This is a genomic window from Bacillus sp. FSL K6-1560, from assembly GCF_038592935.1.
Classification (GTDB): domain Bacteria; phylum Bacillota; class Bacilli; order Bacillales; family Bacillaceae; genus Bacillus; species Bacillus subtilis.
Genome location: NZ_CP151946.1, coordinates 925,790 through 952,015, shown reverse-complemented (window position 1 = coordinate 952,015; position 26,226 = coordinate 925,790). Strand labels below are relative to the sequence as shown.

The following is a 26,226-nucleotide window of genomic DNA, read 5'->3' as shown; positions in this document are numbered from 1 at the left end:
TTATGTCACATCATTTTGATCTTCTTATCATCATTGTTATACCCTAAAAGCAGCGTTTCAGTCAGTATATGCGGCTGTTCAATAAAATGCGCTGGCTGTAGCCTTTTGTATAAAAAAAAGAGCAGAAAATATCTGCTCTACAAAAACTCTTTAATATCATAAATGCGGCCGTTTTCCGTCCCTTTTTCTAGTAAAGAAAGCAGCGTGCCGGCAATAAAGTCCGGACTGCGAAGGCTTCCTGTTTCATTTAATTTCCGGAATCGTTCAATGTGGTGGAAATCCTTTTTCGATGAAGAACGGATGACGGCCTGCATCTCAGTGTCCATCACTCCAGGTGAGAACGAAATCATGTTCACCGGCAGCTCTTCATCCTCCTGTTCAAATCCGAATGTCCTCGTAAACATGTCGAGCCCGGCTTTTGAACTGCAATACGCGCTCCATCCCTTATATGGATTTTTGGCGGCTCCTGAAGTAATGTTGACAACCGTCTTTTTGCCGCTGTATGAAGCAAACCGTTTTGTAAACAGCTGACTCAAAAGCACGGGCGCAGTCAGGTTCAGCTGATAATGGCGCTGAAGCTCGTCAAGAGACGCTTCGCCGGCACGTTTGATCGGCGTTACCATTCCGGCGTTATTGATAAGGGTAATACCAGAATAACGATCTGGATCGATGGATGAGAGCAATGTTTCAAATTGCTGTTCAGCTTCTTCAAGATTGATGAGGTCTATTTGATGCTGCGTTAGTTTTTTGTGAGAGACATCTGTTTTCGTTCTGGATAAGGCATGGACTTCATGCCCCTTTTCTAAAGCCTGTAATGCAACGGCTTGACCCAGCCCTTTTGACGCTCCGGTGATGATATAAAGTTCCATTGGAAACCTCCTTTTCCGTTATTATTGTACGGCACTGCTTTTACACAACACAAGCACGCGGTCTACGCCTTCTTGTTTTCCTGCGCTGTGACTTTTGGGATGAGGAACACGATGCCTGCAATTCCGAGCAGGATCAGTACGACATAGATCATCGGCAGCAGCAATGATGATGTTTCTTGTTCATCTTCTGTTTCCGTTGATGATGTCTTTGTTATTGGTTTTTCTGCAAATGTAATTCCAAGCTGTTTCGACTGGGCCGCAATCGTGTTGGAATCCTCGGCATTTGTTGATGTAAACAAATCTTTTATCAGTTCGGCGTCCTTGTCCTTCGGTTTATCAAAAGTGATATCCTTCTGTTCCTCAGGCAGTTCTGTTTTTTCTTCATAGTAGGTATCTTCATGTAAATAATTCGTATCGATTTCGATGTCTTTTTTCTCATACTGGTTTGGCGCGACATCTGTATTTTCTTCAGTTTGGGCAGCAGCTGCAGAGGGTATGAAAAGGGAAAAGGAGAGCATACAAATCATGATCCCCTTTTCCATGCTGCGATTACGCTTCATACGTTTCATCGCTTTCTGCTGTGTGTTCAGCCATCAGCCGGATAATCAGCGGCAGAGCCGCGGCAATCACCGTAATGATCAGCAGAACTGTTATTCCCATTGTAAACAAGTGCCCAGTACCGTACTGGATGTCGATATATACTTTCGAAACCGGATCTTCAAATGTAAAGTTCGGCATGATCAAATCAATAAGCGGTGCTACATAGAATAGAATCATTGCCGCTGAAGCAACCCAGCCAGGGATTGATCCGAATCTGAATGCCGTCCGGATGAAGGCAGAGCTTGCGACCAGCAATAGAATCGTAAACACCGACCACTTAATCGTCTGATCGTCCGGCAGTGAATAAATATTCAAACCGAACAAGCTGATCATAAGTCCGACAAGGATATTCAGAATTCCGAATAACGCTCCTTTGACGAGAAGCGGTGCGTTTTGGTAATACGAGCTGAAATAGCCGATTAACAGACTGCTGATCAACACAATGACAAGGATGACAACCGGAGGTACCGTCTGAATTTTTTCTTCCGGAACCTCTCCGCTGATTTTAAGCGGATTCGCCAAGTAATCATATACATAGCCATTGTTTTGCCCATCTACTAATGTGTTTCCGAGTATGCCGTATACGTCATTGCGCACGAGTTTCGTGGAAGCGACATTTTTCCCCCAGTTGTTGTTTAAGGTGTCGGCTTTCGCTTGAACATCATTGACGCTTTGCTGCATGTTGGTTGTGTAATCAATGATGCCTGACTGGCGATCAGACAATGAACCCATCATGTCTGACATTTGCAGCACTTCCTGGCCGACCGTATCTTGGACACTCAGTGCCATGGTGCCAGACAGCCCATCGTTGCTGAACGTCGCAGATTCCTGTGTTGCGCCCGTTACAAGCTGTTCTGACGCTTTTGCGGCACTTTCAGAGATTTTCGTCAGTTCGTCGAGAACACCTGCTTGAGAGTCACGAATAAAGCCGCTGTAGTCATCCGCAAATTTGGTCATTCCGTCGATGAAGGTGTTAATGTCTTCATCAGTTTGCATCGTGTTGTTTTTGAGAGCTTCCCAGCTGGCTGATTCTTCAGGTGAGAGAGCCAGGACTGATTTGACGTTGCCCTGCTGGCCGTTAATGGCGCCGGCTTTTGCAGCACTGTCAATCGTACCGGATAATACAGAGTCATAAACAGACAAATATTTATAGTATTTCATTGCTGTATCTATATTTTCTTTACTTATATAGATTGCTTTGGTAAATGTGAGCTGATCTTTATTTTCAAGTTCTTGAATGGCGTTATACATATCACTATAAATACCTTCAAGTTCTCGCTTCCGTTTCGCTTCAAGATTTTCAAGTTTATCTTCGAGCGTTTTCACTTGGTCTTTCAGGTCTTCAATTTCATCATTAAGACCTTCCATTTGTTCTTTTAGTTCCTCTAACTTCTTTTTCAGCTCTTCATTATGGGCAGTTTCTTTTTCTTTGAGCTCTTCCTCAATTTGCTTGATTCGCTCAGACGCTTTGCTGAGCTGTTCTTTTGCTCTGGAGATATCAGAAATGTCACCGTTTCCTGGTTGATCTTGGTCCCCAGGCTCCGTCGTATCTCCGCCGCTGCCGGTATCACCTGAATCTCCGGTTCCGCCTTCATTTGCCAGCTTGATAAATTGAAGGGCTGAATCAGAAGATGCAGTCTGTTCGGCAGATGTACCCGTTTCGGTTTGTCCGCTGTCGGACGCACCATCAGAGGCATCGCCGTTCTGCTCCTGACCGTCTGTTCCCTTCTGCTGGTCTTGATCCTGAGTACTGCCGTCCGTTTGTCCGTCATTTCCGGTATCACTGCTGTTATTGTCTTCTCCAGAATTATCATTTTGATCATTTGGAATCGTCCCGTCTCCATCATTATTTCCGGAATTTGTATCCGGATCTGGAGTAGTGTCCTCTTTTTCAGGCTCCTTCAGATTGTCTGAAATATCCTGAACATCAGCAGCTATATTTTTCAGTTCTTCACGCTGTTTTTCAAGATCAATTTTGAGTTCTTCAGGATCTTCTTCTTTAGGGTCTTTATCTTTATCATTGTTGTCAGAACCATCGTCTATGACTGGGTCGTCCTCTTTCGGAACTGTCAATGCCTGACGTGCCGGGACAAGCAATTCATACACCTGATTTAGTGCAGCCTGTCTTGATGCGGCCTGATATTGTTCGATTAAATTACTTTGGATTTTTGCCATGCCAAGTTCCTGCTGGGACACTTGCCCTTCCCTAATTTGCTGGGCGTTTGCCAGCACATTGCTGGTTTGTCCGAGCTGTGACTTCGCATGTCCGATCCCGGTTGCCAATCCGCTCATGCGTTCGCTGAACTGATTCGCCTTTTGCTGTGCCTGGATGGCATCCAGACCTGTCCGGATTTGCTGCTGTGTTGAATCTTGGGCTGCCAAAAGCAGCTTTTTCTGATTTTCTTGATATTCTTTGTATCTTTCAACTGTATCAATGAATTCTTTCAGCGTATTTTTGGCTTCCTCCGCTGTAGAAGCTTTTTCTTTTGTCGTGCCTTGCGCTTCATTCATTGATTTCTTCAGCTCATCGATTAAGTCTTTTTGCTGTTTGATTTCACCTGCTAAATCATTAGAGCTTGGTTTGTAAAAGTTGTACATGACATTCTGGAATTCAGATTCTTTATTGACGATCTTGTCAAATTCTCCTCTGATGTTGTCCACTTTTTGTGAAACAAAATTCCAGTATAAGGCCGACATTTTTTTGTTCATTGTCTTTTGGGCATCCTCAAGCTCACGCTGAACTTTTTCTTTGTTAACCGCATTCAGGTTATCTTGAATGCTGAATTCGAGCGTTGCTTTTTGAGGATGGTCTTTGTCATAGCTCAAAATGTTTTTTGAGAAGTCTGAGGGAATGTAGACAATCGCATCGTATTTCTTTGAAGCGAGACCGGTCTCGGCCGCGCTTCGGTTTACGACCGTCCACGAATAATCAGGACGTTCACCCAGAACGGCCGCTACTTCCTTGCCGAACTGGGCGGATTTGTCCTCTTCATCAGACTTTACCTCATCACTCAATACGCCTGTGTCTTCATTCACCACCGCGATTTGCCGGGTGGAATTGACTGCTTTTTTCGTTGGGTCGTCTCCGATAAATCGGAAAAACAACACCGGCAGCAGCAAAATGATGATGACGGCGGAAATTAACTTGATCAAGCTTTTTCGTTGTTCTGTCATCTAGCACTCTCCCTTTCAGCAGAACATAAAGGAATTTGAACTTTTTGCTCCTTCCCGTTTTCCACAACATATCCGAAGCCCGGCTGAATCTCAGGCTCCTGTCTTTGGTACGGGAGAGGAATGACATTTTGCTCAGATTTTTTCATCAGCAGAATCGCGTGGCGGATTTGCTTCATCTCAGTCGTCAAGGAGTCATAGCCTTTTGAGAATTCGCTGTGATTTCCGCCCGGGATAAAGCTGAACCCAAGATGAGCGTATGATTTCATGAAGTTAGCGAGACGGTCTTGTATTCTCGTATCAATCGTCTGCTGGAATCTCGTTATCCCGTCAATCATCAGCACCACTTGTGAGAATCGCAGATTTTGCGTGTCTCCTTGGCGGACGGCTTCTACATACATGGCCTCTCTTGTTTTGAAAATGTCTTCTGCTGTTTCAATCCACTGCTCAATATCTTCTTTCGTTTCCAAATATGAAACATCTGATTCCTTCGCGTAATGAGATAAGCCGCGGTCAATCGAGTCAAACAGGCCGATCATTTCAGTTTCATCATCAATCAGATGTTCGAGCATTACTTTTAAGACGTTTGTTTTCCCGCGCTGAGTCTGGCCTAAAATCAGGCAGTGCTTATGCTTGCCTAAATCAAAATAGACTGGGCTGACTGTTTCTTCATGAAGCCCGATCGGTACAGATAAAGGCTTGCGTTCCAGCTTGAAGCGGATAGACAATTCTCTCGTAGACAAGCTCTCAGGCAGCATCGGAATCGGTGCCGGCTGCTCCATTGAAGCAAATCGCCCTTGAAGTTTCTGTACGTCTGATTTCAGCTCGTTGAACATGCCGATATCATCATCGGCGTCAACAGGCAGGAACATTTGCGCGAAATAAAGCTCTTCCTTTTGAATGATGACGCGTCCCGGAATCGGCTCAAGATTGAATTTCGGACGGCCGTAAATGGAATATCCTTCTGATTGATCCATGAGATAATGGACAACCTTTGTTTTCAAGTTATTTAACAATGACTGGCGGACAGCATTTACCCGCGTTGCTGTCAGCATAAAGTAGATACCCAAGCTTTGTCCGTCTCTGGAAAGCTGGACAAATTCCGATTCAAGCTCATGCATCTCATCCTTGACAATGTCAAAGTTGTCAATGGTGATAAAAATGAATGGAAGCTCTTCTTCGCTCAGCGCATTGTACATTTTGATGTGGCTGATTTCTTTTTCCCGGAACAAACGTTTACGGCGGTCAATTTCTTCTTTGATGCGAATCATGAACTTTTCAATTTTTCTTGACTGGTCCATCAGGAAGTAATCCGCGGTATGCGGGAGCTTCGCTAATGGCAGCAGCGTTCCGTTTCCGAAATCAAAGATATAGACATGAAGCTCTTCAGGTGTGTATACGTCCGCAAAACTCATCAGGAACGTTGCGGCTGCAATCGATTTTCCGTAGCCCGAAGAGCCGAAGATGCCGATATTTCCATCTTCCATCATCTTATAAGCAATTGGCGCCTGTCTTTGCAGATCAGGTTCATCGACATACGCAAAGTGGAAATGGTCTTTTTCGTTTGAAGGGAAAAGAGTGCGCGGAATACGTTCCGCAAGCGGCGGCAGCCAAGGGCTTGGCAGCTTCTCGATTCCCATTTCATCTTGGATGCGTTCAATTTCGTCAACTACAGCTTCGATCTCGGTTTGAACGTCTTTTTTCGCGTTATCTTCGGTATCAACCTCAGAAAGCGGGATCAGACCCGTATCTGTAACAATCGCGATTTCATCCTCAGTACCGTAGACTTCCTCTAAGTAAGGCGCCCCGCTCCATGCAGATTGGAACAGCTCATACACTTCATTGTTTCCGACCTGCAAATAGCCGCGGCCTGTTACGGTAATGTTTGCGGCATCGCTGTTTTTCAAAATTTCTTTACTGTCGGTGGCATCCTGGACCTTGAGCGCTACTTTAAAGCGCGAGTTACTCCAGATCTGGTCGTCGATGATGCCGCCTGGCTTCTGTGTCGCCAAAATCAAATGAACGCCGAGGCTTCGTCCGATACGCGCGGCACTGACAAGCTCCCTGATAAAATCAGGCTCCTCGCTTTTCAGCTCGGCAAACTCATCAGAAATTAAGAACAAGTGAGGCATCGCCACTTCTGCTTTCCCTTGCTTGTATAGCTTTGTATAGTCATTGATGTGATTGACTTGATACTGGTCAAACAGGCGCTGCCTTTTTTTCAGCTCGCTTTTAATGGAAGCAAGCGCACGCATACTGAAGTTTTTGCTTCCTTCAATATTTGTGATCGTGCCGAGGAGGTGGGGAATGTTGCGGAACGGCTGCGCCATTCCTCCGCCTTTATAGTCAATTAGTAAGAAAGCCGCTTCATGCGGATGAAAATGCACTGCAAGTGACAAGATGTAGGTCTGGAGAAATTCACTTTTCCCTGATCCCGTTGTCCCCGCAAGCAAGCCGTGCGGACCGTGTGCTTTTTCGTGAAGGTTCAGATACACAATGTCATCTTTCCCTTTATAGCCGATCGGCACTGACAGCGACTTCGACGATTCACTTGTCAGCCATCTTTGCTGAATGCCGATTTCTTTTACTTCCTTCGCATGAAAAAGCTCCAGGAACGATACCGTTTCCGGAATGGAATTCGTAATGCCGACCTGGTGGTTCAGCGTCCGCAGCGTGCGTGAGAACCGTTCGTTGTCCTCACGCTGATGATGATCGAGACGGAACGGAATTCTTACCGCTTTTTTCTTTTGTATTAAAATGTCGCCTTCATGCTCATTAATGTAGCGGACAAGAGTTGTAATGTTTTCCGACAAGCTTTCCTTTGTTTCCGCCGCGACAATTGTCGAGATGCCCAGATGCTCATGCTGTCCTTCTAAATATTCGAGAATGACATGCTCAGAGATCAGCTGCTGATTCGTGATGACAAATACAAAATGCGGTTTGAACTGCAGTTTTTCTTTGTCATCTTCGAGATCACGCTCTCTGATCAATTCGTAAAGTGAAGACAAGAGCTGATCTCGGGTTTGCTCATTATAAATAAATCCTTTTGCATAAATATGGGGCATTTGAAATTGCGGAAGCCACTTCATCCACTCCCAGTCTTTATACTCTTCTTCATGAAAAATAAATACAAAACGCAAATCGTGATAGCTGTTAAAGAACGACAGCTGTCCGATCAACTGGTGAATCTCATTTTTCACAATTTGCGATTTACCGACAAGCCCCATCGGACCTTCTGCCAAATCGACCGTCACCGGCGCATGGCGGATATCTTTATAGACGCGCTGCATGTGCTGCGATTTCTCCATGAGGTCATCGATATCACGATTCGCCAAGTCTCCGCCGCTCATATTGATTTCATAGCTTGACGGAACTGTTCCCGTCCCAAGCCGCAGTTGCAGATAATCCTTGCTTTCAAGTGATTTTTCCCAGATCCGGTCACTGATTTCACTTGTTAAGTATTTCATTTGTTCAAATGAAGGAAAGTGAAATTCAAGAACCTGCTTTTGCTTTTCAGCAAGTGCCTGAAGCTCTTTCCGCTTATTGTCTAAGTAAAGCTTATATACACGCTCCCGTTTTTCCTCGCGTTTTTTCCGCTGGTTTTTATCCCGGAAATATTGCACTGTCGAGGTAATGAGAGTCATCATAAACATCGCCAAAGAAACGAGTATAAATATGCCGCGCGGCTGGATGATGGCAACTACGCCCATCACGATCAGCATCACAAGCGGAGGCAGGATGACGAGCCACAGCCCTCTGTTGGTTTGATCGCTCTCCTGAGAGGGAAAACTGAAAGAAACGCGGTCATCCGGCAGATCGTATACCATCCGCGGCGTTCTTCTGTACTGCGGATATTTTTTCTGCATCTCTGTACTCGGTTTGACCGTTTCTGTTAACGCTGTTTCAAACTGGGCATAATGAACAATTTCTAAAAGGTCTTGTTCCGTCACCCTCATTTGCGTGAAGTTCCAGAATATTTCATCCCCCGGCTTGAGCGGCGTATTGGCGTTGATTTTCTCTCCGTTCAAGAAGATCGTTCCGCTTTCAGGGCGGACCGACCAGCTGCCGCCTGCACGAAGCAAAGAAAACGTGCTTTGTTCTGCAAATGCAAAATCTTGCTGATTCAGATAAATATCTGCATTCGTTTTTTCTGAGGAACATACAATTTCATCCCGATTTCCCGTAAAATAAACGGATTTCTCAGGTTCACTGCCCGTCAATATCAAGCGTATATCCTGCTGATCCGTTTGGAGAGTAAATGATATATCCGTCTCAATCGTGCCGAGACAATCATTTCCCAGGAAAACTTCGTATTGGCCGCCGGATTCCTTTCTTTTAAGAGAAATCACTCCGCTATTAAATGGAATGGAGCTGATCGTAACAGAATCCTTCACATCAGGCCCTATGGTCACCGGATGAGACGACGGGAGGTTAGACAGATTTAATTTTTGAACGTTATTTTGGTAAAAAACCCATAATAGACTCAAATGGCGAACCCCCTTACGGCCGAATGGCAGCATGCGATGACCTGTGCTTCATGTCTCACGTTATTTGTCATCTTTTTTCTCATCTTTCTTTTCTGTTTCTTTTTTCTCGTCTTCTTTTTTCTTCTGTTCTTCTTTTTTCGCTTTTTCCTCGGCTGTGGCTTTTTCTTCCGCCGCTTTCTCTTCTGCTTGTTTTTCTTCGTCTGTTTGTGTCTGTTCTTCGCTTGTATCGACTAACGATGTTTCAGAATTAGACTGTTTATTTTCTTGACGTTCTTTTTGCGCTTTTTCAAGCTCACTATTTACTGAATCAAGTTCTTTTTGTATATCTTCATCATTTGTATCCTCAGATAAAAGCTGCTGTTTATATTTAGCTAGGGCAAAGTAAATATAATCATTGTATTCCAGCTTGCGGCCGATACTGATCGCTTCTTTGTATTCTCCTCGACCATAATCAATCCAATATAAGAAATGCTGAGGGTCTGATTGAAGGGTGACTAAATTATTTTCTATATTTTTGGTTTTTGCACTCCCCAGGTTTTCGACCTCAACATAGGACGTCGCCAGCTGATACTGCACCGATTCAGGCAGGCTTTCCGCATCGTACTTGGACAGTGTGCTGATGACTTCACTGTACTGCTTGTTTAAGAACGCACGATTGCTGTCCACTATCGCCTGGTGCTTTGGCTGCGCGAAAAATAAGGCGTACATCGAATAAATAAGTGCCGGTACAAGCAAAACAATGAGCCCCAGGCCGATATATCGCTGGATGTTCCACTTCTTTCTCGGGATATGTATGTATGTTTTTGCTTTGGCTTCGAGCTCATCAATATGGGTTTGAATCAGTTCGAGCAAATCATCATAGGATTCAGCATCTAATATCGCTTTTGCCTCTGCGGAGAACGTCAGCGTTTCATTGAATTTCAGGTAGTCTTCAAACGCAAAAGCGCCGTCAACTGCCAAAGCCGCTGCCGCTTTCAGCTCCTGCCATACTCTTTCCTCATCACGCTCGTAAGGAGGAATGCTTTCTTTTACTCCATAATGGAGAAAATAAGGCGTAAGCCCTTTATCGAATACAATGTTTTCAGGAGCGACAATCAAATTCAGCCTCGACAGATTGTGCTGCTGTACGGCTTGAACAAGCTGATAGGCAAACTGCCATTTACTTTTTTTATCCTTAGCTTTCATGAAGCGGAATGCTTTATAGGAGGAGGGAGGTTGGATTGTGATGATTACTTCATCATCCGTCACATCGATTTCTTTATGAAAAAATGGATTTATATCTTTGATCACGTTAGCTTCAAGACCGTCGAGAAGCTTTATTTTTTCCCGTTGAAAAGTAAATGTATAGCCGGCATCTGTTTTCTCGGCAACAGCTTCTAATTGGTTTTCTAAATATGATTTTTGTTTACCTGACATTCAACCAGATCCTTTCATAATATTTCAAGCCGGTCTCCGTTTGTAATGCCGCAATCAGACAGCTTGCATTCTCCGGAAAACACCTTATCCTTGTTCACCACTCTGATCCAGTGCCCTTCGCGCGGAGGCATAGATACGCTTTGGGCCTGCCAAGCAATATCAATTACTTTTTTCACCGGGTGGTAATCTGACAATCTGAGATCAAAGACACTGCCGTTATAATGTTTCAAATCTATTGTAATATCAATATACATTTAGGATCACCCTTACATAGAAAGAGCGCCGTCTTCTTTTGAATCAGGCGCTCCTTCCCTTTCATACTGTTATCCGCGGATTTGATTTGCGATGTCTTGGTCAGTAGACTCAAGTGTATTTGCTGTTTGATCAAGCTGCTGATTCACATCTTGAAGCAAATCTGACATTTTGATAAATGAAGGTTTGAGCTGCTCGTATTGATCTGCGAACGCTTCGCTTGAAGCACCTTCCCACATGCTTTTCAAATCAGAGATCATTCGGTTTAAACGATCAACCTGATTTAATACTTCTTGGCTTTCAACGCCGTATTGCTTCGCCATCGCTCTTAGCTCTTCGGGTGTGACACGAATTAATCCTGCCATATTCCTCATTACCTCCTGTGCCATCAGCCTAAATATGGGCTAATTCACTTATTTTTAGAACGTCATTATTATAAAAACAGTTTTTCGGCATAGTCAAACAAATATGTTTTAATTTTACAAAATGAGTCCAATGGTTTACCCCGAATCACTTAAAAATGACATATACTGTAAAGTAAATAGGTTTATTTTCTTAATCTCCTCTTCATTCTCCGAATAATCCAAAAGACCCAAATAACTCCCCAACTCCCAAAAAAAACCTTTCAGAAAATTTGATGCTACAGCACCATTTCTGAAAGGTTCAATTTTTTCTTTCCTTAATTAGTCTCGCCTCCGATGACTTTCTTAGAAGATTAATAGGATAAGCTGTCGTATTATATGAGGCATACAACTGTCCTGCAAAAAGGCGATTACACCGCCAAATGTATATAGAACGTTTCTCTCATGAAATTGTTTTTTTGCTTCTGTTCTTTGTTGTTGATTTTCACAAACAACAACAATCATAATAAAAGGAAGGGGATGAGATGTCAAAGAGAAATCAAGCACGAAAAGTAGGGAGATTTATGACCATGCCGAATGATCCGTTTAAATATAGTTTTGACAGACTTGAAGATGTGGCTGATCATATCAGCGACGTTCTGCGGTGCCCGATCACCATAGAGGATGTTAACCACAAGCTGCTTGCCTACAGTACACACAGCGACTGCACAGACCCTGCCCGGACGTCTACCATTATTGGCAGAAGGGTACCGGAGAAGGTGATTAACAAGCTGTGGAAAGACGGGACAATTCCTGCTCTCTTAAAAACGGACCAGCCGATCAGAGTCAAGCAAATCGATGAAGTCGGGCTGAGCAATCGCGTCGCTATTTCGATTTGGAAAAACAAGCAAGTACTTGGCTTCATATGGGCGCTTGAGATCCAAAAAACATTGTCCGATGAAGATCTGCTGACATTGCAAATGGCAGCAAAAGCAGTGAAAAACAAGCTTCTCAAACTTCAAATCAGAAAAACGAAAAATGAAGAACGCAGCCAAGAATTTTTCTGGAAAATGCTGACCGGACACATCCATCAGGAGGATGATATGGCGGATGGGTTCCATAAGCTTGGAATGGTTGTTCCTTCAGAGTTTTCCGTTATGATCATCCGCATAAATGGCGAGCTGACTGAAAAAATCGAACAGCAGCTGCAATATTTACAGGAAACGACCCAGCAGGTTTACGTGCTGCTGGCGACCGTAGATTCCAATGAACTTATTATATTAACCTCACCCAAAACAGATCATCCTTTTCAAGATTTAAAACAGTTTGCTTTAAGTACGCAAAAACAGCTGAAGGAGCGGTATAAAATAGAAGACGTTTCTATCGCTTTTGGCGGAATATACAACTCTATTTCTTTTGTCTCCCGCTCCTATCAGGAAGCATTGTCCGTCTTAAAAACGAAGGAACGGTTCACTGAAGAGACCAAACATCTTTTCAGCTTTTCTGAGTTAGGCATTTATCAATACTTAGATGTCTTATATGAAAAACGGAAACAGGCGGGCCATTATAATTACTCGCTTTCCAAACTGGAACAATATGACCGGGATCACCAGTCAAATCTGGTAGAGACGCTAGAGCGCTTTATTGAAGCGGACAGCAACGTGAATACCGCTTCCAAGCTGTTAAATATACACGTTAATACGTTGAATTACCGACTCAAGCGGATCAGCCAGATCGCTGAAATTGATTTGAAAAATGTGAATCAAAAATTCACCATCTATTTAGATATCAAACTTCGGCACATGGATTTGTGAAATTTCACAAATCCATGTTTTTTTATTTTCTTAATCAAACAAAGAATTTTCCAAAATATCAAGCTACACTAAAAATATCACAGATACAGGAGGAGACAGATATGATCATAGGGGTTCCTAAAGAGATAAAAAACAATGAAAACCGTGTCGCATTAACACCCGGGGGCGTTTCTCAGCTCATTTCAAACGGCCACCGGGTGCTGGTTGAAACAGGCGCGGGCCTTGGAAGCGGATTTGAAAATGAAGCCTATGAGTCAGCAGGAGCGGAAATCATTGCTGATCCGAAACAGGTCTGGGACGCCGAAATGGTCATGAAGGTAAAAGAACCGCTGCCGGAAGAATATGTTTATTTCCGCAAAGGACTTGTGCTGTTTACGTACCTTCATTTAGCAGCTGAGCCTGAGCTTGCACAGGCCTTGAAGGATAAAGGAGTAACTGCCATCGCATATGAAACGGTCAGTGAAGGCCGGACATTGCCTCTTCTGACACCTATGTCAGAGGTTGCGGGCAGAATGGCGGCGCAAATCGGCGCTCAATTCTTAGAAAAGCCTAAAGGCGGAAAAGGCATTCTGCTTGCCGGGGTGCCTGGCGTTTCCCGCGGAAAAGTAACAATTATCGGAGGAGGCGTTGTCGGCACAAACGCGGCCAAAATGGCTGTCGGACTCGGTGCAGATGTGACGATCATTGACTTAAACGCAGACCGCTTGCGCCAGCTTGATGACATCTTCGGCCATCAGATTAAAACGTTAATTTCTAATCCGGTCAATATTGCTGATGCTGTGGCGGAAGCGGATCTCCTCATTTGCGCGGTATTAATTCCGGGTGCTAAAGCTCCGACTCTTGTCACTGAGGAAATGGTAAAACAAATGAAACCCGGTTCAGTCATTGTTGATGTAGCGATCGACCAAGGCGGCATCGTCGAAACTGTCGACCATATCACAACACATGATCAGCCAACATATGAAAAACACGGGGTTGTGCATTATGCTGTAGCGAACATGCCAGGCGCAGTCCCTCGTACATCAACAATCGCCCTGACTAACGTTACTGTTCCATACGCGCTGCAAATCGCGAACAAAGGGGCAGTGAAAGCGCTCACAGACAATGCGGCACTGAGAGCGGGTTTAAACACCGCTAACGGACACGTGACCTATGAAGCTGTAGCAAGAGATCTGGGCTATGAGTATGTTCCTGCCGAGAAAGCTTTACAGGATGAATCATCTGTGGCGGGTGCTTAATTCACAATGAGCTTGCAGAAAGATTTCTGCGGGCTTTTTTATATTTTAAAAGGAAAAAAGAGACCATTTCACGAATTATGACTATGAAGTTGATCATAAAGGAGGATTCATATGGCTGTTCAGCAATATGGCGTGTTAAAAGGCATAGTCTTAGACATGAAGCGGGAAACAGATGATGACAGTCCTCATTTCCAAGTCAAAATGCTCGGTGAAGAGAATACGTATTACAGGTGCGCCATCAATGTGATGTCCAGTTCTGAGGAATCTGAAGTATTGTATTTGGCTGACGATCAGTTTGATTCGGGCTCAATTACCATCCTTCCGAACATGCCGTATGGATATACAAGGATCAATGAAGCAAACCGTGAAGTGGCCCTGGATTATGTGCGGGGCAATTTGTTTGACCCGCGGAAAATGAAGCCTTTGCCTCATGAAATCACAGGACCTGATAATGATTTAAATGATTTTATTGAAACCTATATGAAGAAAGCACAAGATGAGAAAGCGCCGGTTTATATATTCGGTTCAAAATTCGGCCCTGAACAGGCTGCAGATAAAATATTCGGCTTTACCCCGACTAACGGAATGCACAATATCCATATGAATCAAGGGAATGCAATGGATACGCGCTGGAAAAAAGACAACGGTTCTTGGCATGACGGGGGTATTCTGATTCAGTTTGCAGATCAGTGGGCCGCTGTGTTTTTAGCGTTTTTATCCCAATCTTGGTGTACCGATGAAAACGGAAACCCGGTCAGAGATTGTGATCATACCCAAACGCCTGCGTAAGATAGAAAAAGAGACTGCAGCGAGCAGTCTCTTTTTGATACGATTACACATTTTCAACAGTCTTTAGGCTGTTTGGCCTCATATCGCTCCAATGCGATTGGATATAGTCCAAACAAGCTTCACGCCCTTTTTGCTCATGAACGACTGTCCAGCCGCTCGGCACATCTATAAAACCGGGCCATAGGGAATATTGGCCTTCTTCATTGATAAGCACCAAATACGTGCCATCCGCATTTTCAAAAGGATTTGCCATTCTATTTCTCCTCCCTTATTTATTCAACTCTTCCAGTTTGACAGCGAGAACCTTGCCGATTTGAGCCAGAGGTTCCGGCTGACATAAATCTTTATGACGGCAGTCGATGTCAATTTGTTCAATCTGTCCGTTAATATAAGGCTTCCACGAATCAGGTTCAATCGGGTCAAACCATTCAGGAATGATTGTTGATCTGAAAAACAAAACATTTCCGCGGAAGGTTTTCGGCTTATAGGAGCCTAAAATGCCGACAGAATTGACATACGTATTCTTCAAATTTAAAATGACCGTTTCATCCAGGCTCGCAAGCGCACTGCCGTCACTGCGAAGAATCTCAATCGCTGCTTCAAAATCTAGCGGTTTGTCCCCTAAGCTGTCCGGATCGTACCCGCCTAACGCCAGAAGGGCAATAAGCGCTTCCTCATCATCCGGCGCCTCTTTTATAGGAAGGAAGTGGTTTGGATAGGCATCCAGCATCACCAACAGGGAAACTTCTTCTCCTTGATTTTGCAGCTGGGTGGCCATCGCTTGAACGACATTCCCGCCCAGAGACCAGCCTAGCAGATGGTACGGGCCTTTCGGCTGAACCGTTCGGATTTGTTTAATGTAATCGGCAGCCATGTCATCAAGTGTTTTCGGAAGCTCCTCGCGCTGCCCGATTCCCCGTGCCTGCAAGCCGTAGATCGGATAATCCGTTCCTATATTCGTCATCAAACCGGCATAGCACCAGCTGAGTCCCCCTGCTGGATGAACACAGAATAAAGGAGGCTTGTCTCCACTTGTTCGGAGCGGCAGCAGAACGTCAAGAGCGCTGTGGCTTGATCCCATTTCAAGTCTTTCAGCGAGCCCGGCTACAGTAGGTGCTTCGAACAAGTTGCCGATGCTGAGTTCAACGCCGAGCGCTTCACGAATGCGGCTCATGAGCTGTACAGCAAGCAAGGAATGTCCGCCTAAATCAAAGAAACGGTCATCAATGCCGACACGCGGCAAGTGAAGCACCTCCATAAAGAGGTCACAGAGAATTTCTTCCTGCGGCGTTCTCGGTCCTCGTCCTGTCACTGCCGCTGCAAAATCCGGAGCGGGCAGCGCTTTACGATCAAGCTTTCCATTCGGTGTCAGCGGCAATTCTTTCATCGTCATAAAGGCAGCAGGCACCATGTAATCCGGCAGTCTCTCCGCAGCATATTTGCGCAGTTCCGCCGTATCAAATGTTTCTTCCGAAGGGATGACATAAGCTGCCAACCGTTTATCTCCCGGCTGATCCTCACGAACGATCACTGCCGCATCTTCAAGCTGCGGATGCTGAACAAGTGCGGCTTCAATTTCTCCCAATTCAATTCGGAATCCCCGAATTTTCACTTGATGGTCTGCACGGCCGACATAGTCGAGGGAACCGTCAGCGCGGAGGCGGGCCACATCCCCAGTGCGGTACATCCGGGTGCCTGGAGGACCGAACGGATCAGCTATGAAGCGTTCAGATGTTAATCCAGGCCGGCCTAGATAACCTCGTGCTAACCCCGCTCCTGATACATACAGCTCTCCGGCAACACCCTGCGGGACCGGCTGCAGGCGTTCATCCAGCACGTATACACCAAGATCGGGAATGCCGCAGCCGATCAAGCTGTTTGCCCGTAAAGCTGCCATGCTTCGGTCTAATTCGATATAGCTCACATGCACCGTCGTTTCTGTAATACCATACATATTGATAAGCTGCGGTCTATTTTCAGGGTGGCGGTTATACCAATCCTCTAAACGGCTGAGTTCAAGCGCTTCTCCGCCAAAAATGACATAGCGCAGACTGAGTGCCTGTCCGAGATCCGGCTGTTCCCGTTCCGCCTGCATAAACTGATAGAAAGCAGACGGTGTCTGGTTCAGAACAGTCACACCCTCTTTGACAAGCAGGCGCAGAAACGCTTCTGGCGATCTGCTGACGTGGTGAGGCACGATCACAAGACGTCCGCCATGCAGCAGAGGACCCCAGATCTCCCACACCGAAAAATCAAACGCATAGGAATGGAACATGGTCCAGATATCGTCTGAGCTGAAACAGAACCAGTGCTCGGTCGCTGCAAATAAACGTGTTACATTTTGGTGAGGAATCATCACACCTTTTGGAACACCTGTTGAGCCGGATGTATAAATGACATACGCCGTATTCAAAGGCAAAAGCGGCTGAGTCCTATCCTTATTTTTTGGATTCTCTACAGGGTACGTGTTTAGTTTCTCTGCCAGCTCGGGATCATCCAGCACGATTTTCGGCACGTTTTCAACTGGCGGAATGTGATTTGCAGCTTTAGTGTTCGTCATGATAAACGCAGGCTGTGCATCTTTTAGCATAAAAGCAATTCGATCAGCCGGATAATCCGGATCAAGAGGGAGATAAGCTGCCCCGGCTTTTAGCACCGCTAATAGGCCGACAGCCATTTCCAACGATCGGGGCAGTGCCAATGCCACAAATTGCTCCGGCCCGACACCTTCACTAATCAGCATTCGGGCAAGCCGGTTTGCTCTTTCATTCAGCTCTGCATAGTTCAGTGCCTGATTTTCATATACAACGGCAATGGCATCAGGACGTAAAGCAGCCTGCTTCTCAAATTGCTCTGGCAAACATGCGTGCGGAATCTTTTCAGATACACTTTGCCAATCAGTCACCATGCTGCTGCGTTCCTCTAGTGCAAGAATATCCAGATTTCCGATTTGCTTGTCAGGATCAGACTCGGCAGCCTCCAACAGGCGCATCAATCGGTCAGCAAGAGCCTGAGCAGTTTCCCGCTTGAAAAGATCAGTGCTGTATTCAAGCAGTCCTTCCATCCCGTTTGGTGTCCCGTCAGCAAGGCGATCTTCACTGATTTCCAGCGTCAAATCAAACTTGGCAGAACCGACACTGTTGATTCGCAGGCTGCTCTCCATATCAGGAAGATGCAGTTCAGCGTCCGGTGTGTTTTGGAACGCAAGCATGATTTGGAATAAAGGATGCGTCGCACGCGAACGAGCCGGATTGAGCACCTCTACAAGTCTCTCAAACGGCAGATCCTGATTGTCATAGGCGGCCAGATTCACTTTCCGTACTCTGTCTAGAAGCTCACGAAAGCTTGGGTCACCGGACGTATCAGTTCTGAGCACCAATGTATTAATAAACAGCCCTACAAGATCGCCCAGCGCATCATCATTCCGTCCCGCGATCGGACTGCCGATCGGAATGTCGGTGCCCGCCCCGAGCCTTGTCAATAAAGCGGCGAGACCGGATTGAAGCACCATAAACAGGCTCACCCTATTTGTGCGAGCCAGCTCCTGCAATCGCTTGTGAAACTCGGGCTCAATACGAAAATGAATCGTATCTCCATCATGACTCGGCTCAGCCGGACGTGAATAATCGGTTGGCAGTTCAAGCTGATCAGGCAGGTTTTTCAAGGTTTCTTTCCAGAAAGCAAGCTGACCGGCAATCAAGCTGTTTGGATTATCCTCGTTTCCAAGCAGTTCTTGCTGCCAAAGCGCATAGTCTGCATACTGCACAGCAAGAGGCGCCCATTCGGGAGATCGTCCGTGGCAGCGAGCCGCATAAGCCGTCCCAAGGTCTCGGGTCAGCGGTGTTAAGGACCAGCCGTCCCCGACAATATGATGGACGAGAAGAAGCAGCACGTACTCGTCAGGACCGATCACAAAAAGCTCGGCACGAAAAGCAGGTTCAGCTGCAAGATCAAAGCTGTAGCGTACAGCTTCGGCAAGCCGATCAGAAAGCTCCTTCTCAGCAATTTCAGTAACATGTAACTCAGGATGGGCTTGATCGGCATCTAAAATATGCTGATAGGATGTCCCCTGTGATTCAGGGAAGATCGTCCGAAGGCTTTCATGACGGCAGACGAGGTCATAAAGTGCCGCTTTCAGCAATCCTTGATCCAACTCACCTGACAAACGGACAGCAACCGGAATATTATAAGTAGGACTCGGTCCTTCCAGACAATGCAGGAACCATAGCCGGCGCTGGGCAAATGATAGCGGGATCTTTTCAGGCCGCTCAGCTCTCTGCAAAGCGGGACGTGCACTCTGCGCCAAATCAAGATGGGCAGCGAGTCCGGCTACTGTCGGTTCGTCAAAGAGCTTGGCGATACCAAGTTCGGCTCCCATTACCTCGCGAATGCGGCTCATCAGACGGGCTGCAAGAAGAGAATGGCCCCCAAGCTCGAAGAAACTGTCATCGATACCGACGCGTGCCAAACCGAGAACCTCTGCAAACAAGTCACACAATATCTCTTCCTGAGGAGTCCGCGGGGCCCGATCACTGACAGATGTGCTGAAGTCTGGTGCCGGCAGTGCTTTCCGGTCAAGCTTGCCATTAGGTGTTAACGGCAGCTCGTCCATCTCCACAAACGCCGCCGGTACCATATAATCAGGAAGACTGGCCCCCATATAACGACGAAGCTCTGCAGTATCAATAGCAGCATCAGCGACTACATAAGCCGCCAATCGTTTGTCTCCCGGCTGATCTTCCCGTACGACAACCGCGGCCTGTTCAATGTGCGGGTGATTGGCAAGCACGGCATCAATTTCTCCAAGTTCAATTCGGAATCCGCGAATTTTGATTTGATGATCCGCCCGCCCGATATAATCCAAAGACCCATCGGCACGCCAGCGGGCCTGGTCTCCGGTCCGATACATCCTAGTTCCCGGCGGTCCGTATGGATCTGCAACGAAGCGCTCCGCCGTTAAATCAGGGCGATGGAAATAACCTCTGGCCAAGCCGGTGCCTGCAATATAAAGCTCTCCGACAACGCCCGGCGGCACCGGCTGCAATCCATTATCAAGCACATACACCTGCGTGTTCCAAATCGGTTTCCCAATCGGAGGAACGCCCTGCAACCCTTCTTCAAGAAAAGCTGCGGCAGACCAAATCGTTGTTTCAGTGGGACCGTATAAGTTCGTGACTGAACAATGAAGGTCTTGAAGCGCCTGCAAAAGACCGCTCGGCAGCGCCTCGCCTCCTACAAGCACTCTAAGCCCCCGAAGTTTCTCAGGTTCACTCGTTACCAAAGCGTGCCACAGTGTCGGTGTCGCCTGCATGATGTTAATATCGAAATTTTCAATCATTTGAGCTAATGCCTGCGGCTCACGGATCGTTTCTTTCTTTGCGATCACAATTTGCGCTCCGCTAATCAGCGGAAGATATAACTCCAATGCTGAAATATCAAAAGCGACAGTCGTCACAGCCAACAGCCTGTCTTCTTCTCCTAGAGAAAATGCCTCCTGCATGGACAGCAGAAAATTGCTTAAGCTTTTCTGTGTCACAACGACTCCCTTCGGTCTTCCTGTTGATCCTGAGGTATAGATGATATACGCGGGATGGTCAAGAGAAACCGATACATCCGGATTTTCCGGCGAATAGCGTTTTATAATCTCCTGTGTAACAGCCTGATCAAGCACAAGCTCCGGTACAGCCAGGTTATCAGGCAGACTGGCTGCTATTTCCTCAGTCGTTATGATGCATGAAGGTTTCGAATCCTCCAGCATGTAAGAAATGCGGTCGGCTGGAAACTCCGGATCAAGGGGGAGATACGCCGCACCAGTCTTGAGCACACCAAGCATTGAGGCCACCATCTCAGGGGAACGCGGCAGCGCCAAAGCGACAAATTGCTCCGGACCAATCCCTTTTTCGATCAACAGACGCGCGAGGCGGTTTGCCTCTTCATTGAGCTTTCGATAGTTGACTTGAATGTCATCACACATGAGAGCGATACGTTCTGGCGTAAGAACTGCCTGCTTTTCGAACATGTCCTGAAGGCTGACCAGCTTCTCGGATGTTGCCGTCTCATTCCATTTAGAAATGATTTTTTCTTTCTCCTCTGGCAACAGAAGCTCCATTTGTCCAATCAGCATGTCCTCTCCGGCAGAAGCCGTTTGCAGCAGCTGCAGGATACGCTGCTGATGAAGATTAATATCAGACTCACTATATACCTCGGGATTCGCATCAACATCAATTCGCAGCCCGCTGCCGTCTGTTCTGTCATATACATTGATTGATAGATCATCAACAGGACCGGCTGAAAGATTATGCGTTGTGCCCCGGGCGCCGGCAAAGTCGAGACCGTAATCAAACGGCATAAGATTGATTTGAGGGCCAAATAATCTATGATTTTCTCCTATCAATTTCAGATCGCGCCGAAGCTCTTCATGGCGATACTTATGATGTCGCCGAATACTGCGGATTTCCCGGGAAATTTGCTGAATCAGTTCAGAAAAGCTCATCGAAGAGCTTACCGTCAGCCGGAGCGGGAGAAGGTTCATCACCATAGCCGGTACATTCAGTGACGCGGACCCTATCCGACCCATCATGGGCAGGCCGAGCACAACATCCTCAGAGCCGGTCATACGGTGCACATAAACAGCTGACACCGCAATCATGACTTCATGCCAGCTTCCTGAGAAATAGCGCGCCGCTTCTTTTAACGCGTTTACATCAGACGGAGGCAGATATGCCGTATGACGAAGAAAACTGTTAGATGTTCTTGGCGCCCGATCAGCCAAGCTCACAACTTCAGGTGCATCTGCAAAACGGTCCAGCCAGAATTGACGATCCTTCTCATACTGCTCTGATCCGCGATAATCTGTATCCTCTTCCAAAATGGCCTGGAGAGACCCAAAGGAACGGCCTTTAGCTGTTTGTCCTTTTATAAGCGCAGTATATGTACTTGCCACACGTTGGGCTATCAGGGAAAAACCGAAGCCGTCGATCGCTATATGGTGAATGCGCTGATACCAAAAGAAACGATCAGGCCCGGCAATAAACAGAGCTTCATTGAACAAAGGGTCATACCCTAAATCAACCGGCTTTGCTAAATCAGCTTTCATCCAGTTTAATGCTGTTTTTTCCGGATCAGGCTCAGAGCTGACGTCAATGACGTGCAGCTGTACATCCGGAGACGGGTTTATCATCTGCCAAGGCCCGTCCATATTTTCACCGAAGCGGACATGCAGCGATTCCGCTTCCTTGATCACGTACCGCAAAGCTTCTTCAAAAAGAGCAATATTGATTGGTCCATTGATTTCTATATATTCCGCTGTATTGTAGATTGGATTGTCCGGATCAAGCTGCTGAGCAAACCATATGCCAGTTTGCGCCCCGGTCAAAGAATATTGAAGATCTTTTGTATCAGGCATCCGTTTGTTTACCCTCCTTTTATAAATAATCCGCGTTTGGCAGCACTTGCTGGCTGCGGGTTGTGAGCAATTTCTGCCATTCTTCGACCGTTGGGCGTTCAGCCAATTCCACGAAAGTCACCTCTGCCCCTTCACGGCGCCATTGTTCCACCAATGTCATGATCCTTACCGAATCAAGACCACGATCGAGCAAATCCTCTTGATCTGTGATGTCTTCCGGTGTTTCTTGTAGAAGCTCAGCAATTTGTTTACGGATATTCTCACATGTAAACACATTCTTTTTGCCAGTGTTTGCTGACGTTTTTTGAACGTCTGCCGGCGCATTCTGCAGCTGATCAAGAAGACTGTCAGTCATCACGGTAAACGCACAGCGTCCAGCCGCATAGTCCAGCGCCATTTGATGTTTTTCTAATGAAAAATCAGCAACTGCATCTCCCACAAAAAAGGCTTTAATATCCTCCATAAATGCTTCACATGCTGTAACAAGACAGCCGATATGGGCGTAAATTCCTGTAATGATCAGCTGATCGCGTCCCTCTTTGCGCATCATTTCAAGCAGATTCGTTCTCTTAAACGCGCTGTATCTCCATTTTGTCAGCACAAGATCATCATCCTCTGGTGCCAGCTCGGTTATAATTTTCTCCTCATAAGGACCGCTGTTTAATCCCGGGCCCCAAAAATCTGTCAGCAGCGCACGGTCATCCGGATTTTGGCTTCCCGGCTGTGCGGTATAGACAACAGGAATCCCAAGCTGAACACATTGATTCTTCAGCTTTCGTATATTCGCTGAAAGCTCTGTTACCGGAGACGCTCCTGCTGTGAAAGCATCGACAAAATAGTTTTGCATATCGTGAATTAACAAGACAGCCCGATTCGGATCAGGCACCCATGATACTTTGTTTTGCGGCATATCAGATGCTGTCGGCATTTGATACGGCTGAATGGCAGGTATAGCCATATGAACACTTCCTCTCAAATTGTTGATTTATTTTTTTGACCCTGCAAGAAGTTTCTCGGAAATGGCTTCACGAAGAGCCTTTTTGCTTACCTTTCCTACCCCTGTCTGCGGAAAGGATTCGACAAATTCAACTCGGTCAGGGATTTTATATGCCGCCAGTCCGCGCTCTCTCAAAAATGCTTTAAGCTCTGCGGCTTTTGGGTCTTCATCTCGGGGAATAATGAACACACAAGATCTTTCGCCAAGAAATTGATCAGGCATGGAGACCATTGCCGCATCATGGACAGCCGGATGCGCCAGCAGATGATTTTCTACCTCTTCAGCCGCAACCTTTTCTCCTCCACGGTTAATTTGATCCTTCGCCCGGCCTTCAACGACAATATAGCCGTCTCGTGTCAGCCTGACGATATCACCCGTACGGTAAAAACCATCCTCAGTAAATGAAGCGGCATTATGCTCTTCCGCCTTATAGTAACCTCGAATTGTATATGGTCCCCGTGTCAGCAGATGTCCTGTTTCACCAGGTTTTACGTCGCGATCATGATCATCCCAAACACGCACTTCATCATATGGGGACATCGGTTTTCCTTGAGTGTTGACAATGATCTCCTCAGGATCATCCAATCTCGTATAATTGACGAGACCCTCTGCCATTCCGAACACCTGCTGCAGCGTGCAGCCGAAAACAGCTTTTACCCTGCGCGCGGCTTCAGCGCTAAACTTGGCACCGCCGACCTGCAGCACTTGAAGGCTGGATAAATCATCACGGCGTGAGGATGCCGCATCCATCCATACCATCGCAAGAGGCGGAACAAGAGCGGTTATCGTGACCTTTTCCCGTGCAATCAAAGGAAATGCGTCATCTGGACTTGGAGAAGGAGATAATACCACTCTTCCTCCAGCGTATAATACGCCGAGAACGCCAGGTGAGCTCAGCGGATAATTGTGTGCCATCGGCAGCGCGGCCAAGTACACCGTGCTGTGGTCGAGCCAGCAGACCTCCACACTCCGCTTCAGGCTGTATATGTAGTCATCGTGGGTCCTCGGAATCAGTTTTGATAGCCCGGTGCTCCCGCCAGAAAGCTGGAGGAACGCCACATCTGAAGATTTGACTTCAGGCAGTTTTACAGGTTCTGTATGCAAATCCTCCAGCGGCAAAAATTCCTCTGCCTCACCTGCGACAATGACGTGTTTCAAAGTCGGCAGCTTGCTTTGAACTTGTCTGGCAAGCGTACGGTAGTCAAAACCGGAATAAGCGTCGGGAATGATATATGCAGCCGCTTCAGCAAACTCGCAAAAATATGTAATTTCACTGCTTCGATGAGAAGGCAGTGCGAAGACTGGAAGCGCCCCCAGACGGAATAGCGCGAAAATAACTTCAAAAAACTCTTTGATATTTGGCAGCTGCACCACGACACGATCCATCTGTTGAATGCCGAGCTTCTGAAATCCGGCAGCCAAACGATCAACCCTTGTGTCAAGCTCTTGATAGCTCCAATGGGTGTTCCCGCATGTAATCGCAATGCGGTCGCCATATTTGGCTGCCCGGTCTCTTAACAAATCTCCAAACGTCTCGCCGGCCCAGCAGCCATTCTTTCGATAGGTCTCAGCTAACTCATCAGGCCAAGGCGTAAATCCTTTCAGCATGTTGCATCCCTCCAGCAATTCATTCTGTTCATATGTGATCCACGCCCATTGCCCGCAGCATTGTCCGAAACTTTGCGGACGTCTCCTGAAGCTCGTCCTCGGGCTTTGAACCGGCCACAACACCAGCTCCAGCATACAGGCGGAGTGAGCGTTCTTCTGCTTCTGCACAACGGATGGTCACGATCCATTCTCCGTCACCGGCATCGTCACACCATCCGACCATGCCGGTAAAGAAACCGCGGTCAAATGGTTCAATGCTGAGAATCGCTTCTCTTGCAAGATCAGTCGGTGTTCCGCAGACTGCTGGCGTCGGGTGGAGAGCCGCCGCCAATTCAAGTGCGGTTACAGACGGGTCGGAAAGCTCTCCCTTAATCACGCTGGACAGGTGCCACATCGTTTCCGTTTTGATCAGTGAAGGCTTCTCCGGAACCTCCAGCGTCCGGCAGAAAGGTCTCAGCGCTGCCGCAACCGCGTCAGCGACAACCGCGTGCTCATGAAGATCCTTTGCGGAAGAAAGCAATTCAGCTGCCCGGCGCTGGTCTTCAACAGGATCATTACTGCGCGGCCTTGAGCCGGCTAATGGGTTGGAAACAACCTGTGTTCCCATCCTTGAAACGAGAAGCTCCGGACTTGCTCCGAGCAATGTTCGGCGGGGAGACGTTTCCTCCTGACTGGACACGTCTGCGGCAAACGTGTAGCCATGCGAGTTATGCTGAGCCAGATGGCGAAGCAATTCATCCGTCTGAATCGGTTCAGGCGATGTCAAATGCAGCGATCTGGACAGGACGATTTTGCTGAGTGTTCCATCGGCAATGCGTGTCAGCCCTTGTTCAACACCATTTTTATAATCCTCAGGTTCAGGAACAGGCTTTATGTGGTATGTATGCCCAGCCTGCTGTTCCTTTTCCTCATGATCAAATTGAAGCGGTCCTGACCAGCGCACTTCTTCAGGTACAACGAGCCGCGCTGCTTTTACTTGATCAAAAGGAACGGCCCCGACAACAAGCGGCCGGCTTTGCCCTGATTGTTTTGCCTGACGTAACGCCTCTGCAATTCGGCCAGAAAGGGTTTCCATTTGGTTTTGCCCGTCTGCCTCCGGTACGATTTCACATATGCCTTTCGCTAACAGTACACGATGAGGAGACGCTAAGAAAAAGGCGCCCGGCTGATATTCATGAAGCAAATGCTCCGCTTTTGTTTCTGTTATAACGTTTTGATCCAACATTCTCATGAACCTCC

The 26,226-nt window shown here is 46.8% G+C and carries 15 protein-coding genes; 3 read left to right on the top strand and 12 right to left on the bottom strand.

The window, feature by feature from the left end; genetic code table 11:
• Nucleotides 1–137 precede the first annotated feature (137 nt).
• The 7 genes from NYE22_RS05060 to NYE22_RS05030 form a co-directional block, all read right to left on the bottom strand.
• Nucleotides 138–869 (bottom strand): (S)-benzoin forming benzil reductase, encoded by a 732-nt coding sequence (locus NYE22_RS05060; RefSeq protein WP_015251328.1) that lies wholly within the window; start codon nucleotides 867–869, stop codon nucleotides 138–140.
• Between the two features lie 62 nt (nucleotides 870–931).
• Nucleotides 932–1,387, bottom strand: a complete 456-nt coding sequence (essA, locus tag NYE22_RS05055; protein WP_015251327.1) for a type VII secretion protein EssA — start codon at nucleotides 1,385–1,387, stop codon at nucleotides 932–934.
• 31 nt (nucleotides 1,388–1,418) lie between these two features.
• On the bottom strand, nucleotides 1,419–4,643 hold the full coding sequence (gene esaA, locus NYE22_RS05050) for a type VII secretion protein EsaA (protein ID WP_342412362.1): 3,225 nt from the start codon (nucleotides 4,641–4,643) through the stop codon (nucleotides 1,419–1,421).
• Nucleotides 4,640–9,127 carry a type VII secretion protein EssC gene (gene essC / locus NYE22_RS05045; RefSeq protein ID WP_120028529.1) on the bottom strand — a complete coding sequence of 1,496 codons (4,488 nt, stop codon included), beginning with the start codon at nucleotides 9,125–9,127 and terminating at the stop codon, nucleotides 4,640–4,642. Before essC ends, esaA begins: the two co-directional genes overlap by 4 nt.
• A gap of 60 nt (nucleotides 9,128–9,187) precedes the next feature.
• Complete coding sequence (essB, locus tag NYE22_RS05040) at nucleotides 9,188–10,543, bottom strand: type VII secretion protein EssB (protein ID WP_021480506.1); 1,356 nt, start codon at nucleotides 10,541–10,543, stop codon at nucleotides 9,188–9,190.
• Between the two features lie 14 nt (nucleotides 10,544–10,557).
• Nucleotides 10,558–10,797 carry an ESX secretion system protein YukD gene (gene yukD, locus NYE22_RS05035; RefSeq protein WP_003228763.1) on the bottom strand — a complete coding sequence of 80 codons (240 nt, stop codon included), beginning with the start codon at nucleotides 10,795–10,797 and terminating at the stop codon, nucleotides 10,558–10,560.
• A gap of 69 nt (nucleotides 10,798–10,866) precedes the next feature.
• On the bottom strand, nucleotides 10,867–11,160 hold the full coding sequence (locus NYE22_RS05030; protein ID WP_003220661.1) for a WXG100 family type VII secretion target: 294 nt from the start codon (nucleotides 11,158–11,160) through the stop codon (nucleotides 10,867–10,869).
• Between the two features lie 521 nt (nucleotides 11,161–11,681).
• On the opposite strand from NYE22_RS05030, the gene adeR reads away from it, so the two are divergent.
• The 3 genes from adeR to NYE22_RS05015 all read left to right on the top strand — a co-directional run bounded on the left by adeR (nucleotide 11,682) and on the right by NYE22_RS05015 (nucleotide 14,977).
• Nucleotides 11,682–12,950, top strand: a complete 1,269-nt coding sequence (gene adeR, locus NYE22_RS05025; RefSeq protein WP_050496054.1) for a sporulation transcriptional activator AdeR — start codon at nucleotides 11,682–11,684, stop codon at nucleotides 12,948–12,950.
• Nucleotides 12,951–13,051: 101 nt separating this feature from the next.
• Nucleotides 13,052–14,188: an alanine dehydrogenase gene (gene ald, locus NYE22_RS05020; protein WP_029725879.1), complete on the top strand. Its 1,137-nt coding sequence runs from the start codon at nucleotides 13,052–13,054 to the stop codon at nucleotides 14,186–14,188.
• 111 nt (nucleotides 14,189–14,299) lie between these two features.
• The gene (locus NYE22_RS05015) at nucleotides 14,300–14,977 is read left to right on the top strand and encodes a YukJ family protein (protein WP_160244674.1); all 678 of its coding nucleotides are present in this window, start codon (nucleotides 14,300–14,302) and stop codon (nucleotides 14,975–14,977) included.
• 43 nt (nucleotides 14,978–15,020) lie between these two features.
• Here the strand turns inward: NYE22_RS05015 and NYE22_RS05010 are convergent, their stop codons facing one another.
• Genes NYE22_RS05010 through dhbC form a run of 5 tightly spaced genes read right to left on the bottom strand, consistent with a single transcriptional unit; the run spans nucleotide 15,021 to nucleotide 26,212 of the window.
• On the bottom strand, nucleotides 15,021–15,230 hold the full coding sequence (locus tag NYE22_RS05010; protein ID WP_003228753.1) for an MbtH family protein: 210 nt from the start codon (nucleotides 15,228–15,230) through the stop codon (nucleotides 15,021–15,023).
• A gap of 15 nt (nucleotides 15,231–15,245) precedes the next feature.
• The gene (dhbF, locus tag NYE22_RS05005; protein WP_342412361.1) at nucleotides 15,246–22,382 is read right to left on the bottom strand and encodes a non-ribosomal peptide synthetase DhbF; all 7,137 of its coding nucleotides are present in this window, start codon (nucleotides 22,380–22,382) and stop codon (nucleotides 15,246–15,248) included.
• 19 nt (nucleotides 22,383–22,401) lie between these two features.
• Nucleotides 22,402–23,340, bottom strand: a complete 939-nt coding sequence (locus NYE22_RS05000; protein WP_070547710.1) for an isochorismatase — start codon at nucleotides 23,338–23,340, stop codon at nucleotides 22,402–22,404.
• A gap of 27 nt (nucleotides 23,341–23,367) precedes the next feature.
• Nucleotides 23,368–24,987, bottom strand: coding sequence for a (2,3-dihydroxybenzoyl)adenylate synthase (locus NYE22_RS04995; protein WP_070547711.1), 1,620 nt, complete (start codon nucleotides 24,985–24,987; stop codon nucleotides 23,368–23,370).
• A gap of 28 nt (nucleotides 24,988–25,015) precedes the next feature.
• A complete protein-coding gene (gene dhbC / locus NYE22_RS04990; protein ID WP_021480516.1) occupies nucleotides 25,016–26,212 on the bottom strand; it encodes an isochorismate synthase DhbC in 1,197 nt (398 codons plus the stop codon).
• Nucleotides 26,213–26,226: the final 14 nt, after the last annotated feature.